The sequence below is a fragment of the Colwellia sp. BRX8-4 genome (assembly GCF_014077345.1).
GTDB lineage: Bacteria > Pseudomonadota > Gammaproteobacteria > Enterobacterales > Alteromonadaceae > Colwellia_A.
The window spans coordinates 1-2,376 of the sequence record NZ_JACGVS010000050.1; the positions used below are offsets into that span (position 1 = coordinate 1).

At 42.3% G+C, this 2,376-nt stretch carries 2 protein-coding genes; both read right to left on the minus strand.

Annotated elements, in window-relative coordinates:
• Window positions 1-269 precede the first annotated feature (269 nt).
• Window positions 270-1,403 (minus strand): IS91 family transposase, encoded by a 1,134-nt coding sequence (locus H4J56_RS19265; protein ID WP_182259810.1) that lies wholly within the window; start codon window positions 1,401-1,403, stop codon window positions 270-272.
• On the minus strand, window positions 1,400-2,251 hold the full coding sequence (locus H4J56_RS19270) for a site-specific integrase (protein WP_182259811.1): 852 nt from the start codon (window positions 2,249-2,251) through the stop codon (window positions 1,400-1,402). The genes H4J56_RS19265 and H4J56_RS19270 overlap by 4 nt, the downstream gene beginning before the upstream one ends.
• Window positions 2,252-2,376: the final 125 nt, after the last annotated feature.

Genomic DNA, 2,376 nt, shown 5'->3' on the forward strand with positions numbered 1-2,376 from the left:
TAACAATTAAGCATTTATCTCTTGTTGAAGCATGAGAGATAAATGTCCTGTTGGACTGAGCCGCTAGGCACCGTCTATATGGTTTTTGTTTATTGAGTCATTTCAGTGACAGGAAGGGGTTTAACCAACAACGCATTATCAGTAGCTTCCTTACTCTATTTTGCTCAACGTTATCAAGCCAGTTTACCTTATCAGGGGCTTTATTCAAGACAAACGAAGCCTCTACTATCGCTTTTTTCAACGCATAATTAACAGATTACACCACTCAACTAGATCGTTCGAAACTGCGCTAACGGTTTGTTCGGCAATAGAATTCCTATCAAGATCATCCCTGCATGATGACAACTTGGACATTCAGGTCCTATTTCATCCTTTACTCTGTCTGTGATATCGTCTTCAAGCTTCTCTATCTCTTTATCTAAGCTTTTCCTAATGAGGATTAAAGATTTACGCCTTATTGAATTAGCCATGAATCCGTAATAACGCAGCCGCATAAAACCTTTCGGCAGAACATGTAATAAAAATCGCCTTATCAACTCTGCCGCAGACAAATCCATATGAGTTGTCTCATTGGTACGATAGTCCTTGTAGCGCATTAATACGTTATTTTCGCCCCTTAAAGATAAACGACTTTCACTAATGCCTACGCGATTACAGTAACGTGCTAAATAGTTAACCACTGTATCGGTATGACCAATGGTAGGTTTGCTATAAACATTCCATTTCAACCGAGCCGTTTGATTCAATACTTGCCTAATCGTTGTTTGATCTAATCGATGAAGCTCACCTGCGTTGGCTTGTCCCTCTAAACCATTCAGCATTTTACCTCTGAACTTCACTGATAAAGCTTTCACCGGGAATAAGTATCCCGCTTTACGACTACAGCACCATTGCTTATCTTGGGTTAACACACCACTTGGGATCAGGCAGTGCAAATGAATATGCCGACACAAGGTTTGACCCCAAGTGTGTAACACCGCCAACATACCCAACTGACCATCCAGGTGATGTCTTGCATTTGCAAATTCACTTAATGTTTCCCAGACAGCCTTAAATAGCGTTTTATAAAGTATCTTAGGATGTAATGTTGCCCAACCATTAAACTGATGCGGTAAAGTGAATACCACATGATGATAAGCGACAGGGAGTACATCCGCTTGTCGTTTACGTAACCATTGCTCTCGTGATTTACCTTGGCACACCGGACAATGTCGGTCACGACAAGAACAATACCAATGGGTATCTTGCTCACAGTGGTTGCAGTGCCATTGATAACTGCCCATCGCTTGAGTCCGACAATCCTGAAGGTGATGTAAAACTTGCCATTGCCTTGGTGTGATGGTTTTCTTCTCGAGGTGTGGCAGCCCTTGTGCGATAATTTGCTGAAGTAATGAGCCGTTCATGAGTGTAGATCCAATTGCTTAAGCAAATCAAATTGTGCTTCGTTCACCCCTTGATAGTGAGGTAGCCAATGGGTATATCGCACGGTGGTTCGAATGTCTTTATGCCCTAGAATATGCTGTAACTCAGGTAGTGGCATACCAGCCATTAACTGATGCGTGGCAAAGGCATGTCTCAAGGCGTGTATGCCGCCTGTTTTAACAACCCCAGCATCCTTTTTTGCTTTGTTATAGGCTTTTTGTAATGACGATTGATGTAACGGTTTATCTTCTATCGGTTTAAAAAACAGGTAAACGATAGGGTGAAAACGTTGCCAATAAAGTCGTAATTCGTGTAGCAAGGAATCAGATACGGGGATACACCTATCCTTAGCGCCTTTCGCTTGTTGGAGGTGTATAACCTTTTCTTCTCCCGCTATATTTTTTACCTTAAGCGAGCAGACTTCACTAAGACGTAAGCCACAGCCGTAGCACAACATGATCATCATGCGATATTTAGGATTGTGGCAGATATCAATGATCCGTTTCACTTCAGAGATACTTAAAAGTTCAGGGATCTTCTGTTGCCGCTTCATCGGAGGTAACAACTGCTCACTGAACGTTCGCCCAAGCACTTGACCATAAAAAAAGTTTAAGGCATGAAACGCCTGTGCACATGAACTTGATGATAAATGGCGCTCTAGGGTTAATGACCAAAGGTACTTTTTTAACTCACTGTCTTGCAATGAATCAGGGGAGCGATGGGTATGTTTCGCCAAGTCGTAAACCCAACGAACATAGGCTTGCTGTGTTCTAATTGAAAAGTGTCGTACTTGCATACAGTCAAGTAACTGTTGTCTTAGTGGTGTCATAACTTGCCTCCAAAAAAGGTTGAGTAGCAAGTTAAGTGTGGTTGAAATGCAGTGATATGTCAGGGAGTTGGCACTCCCCGCGAAGCGGTTTAGTTCAACAGCTTATTAGACCGAAAAACTAAGCA

Excerpts from the sequence above, each read along its gene's own strand:
- H4J56_RS19265 (WP_182259810.1), bottom strand. The coding sequence starts at position 1,403 with ATGAACGGCTCATTACTTCAGCAAATTATCGCACAAGGGCTGCCACAC.
- H4J56_RS19270 (WP_182259811.1), bottom strand. The coding sequence starts at position 2,251 with ATGACACCACTAAGACAACAGTTACTTGACTGTATGCAAGTACGACAC.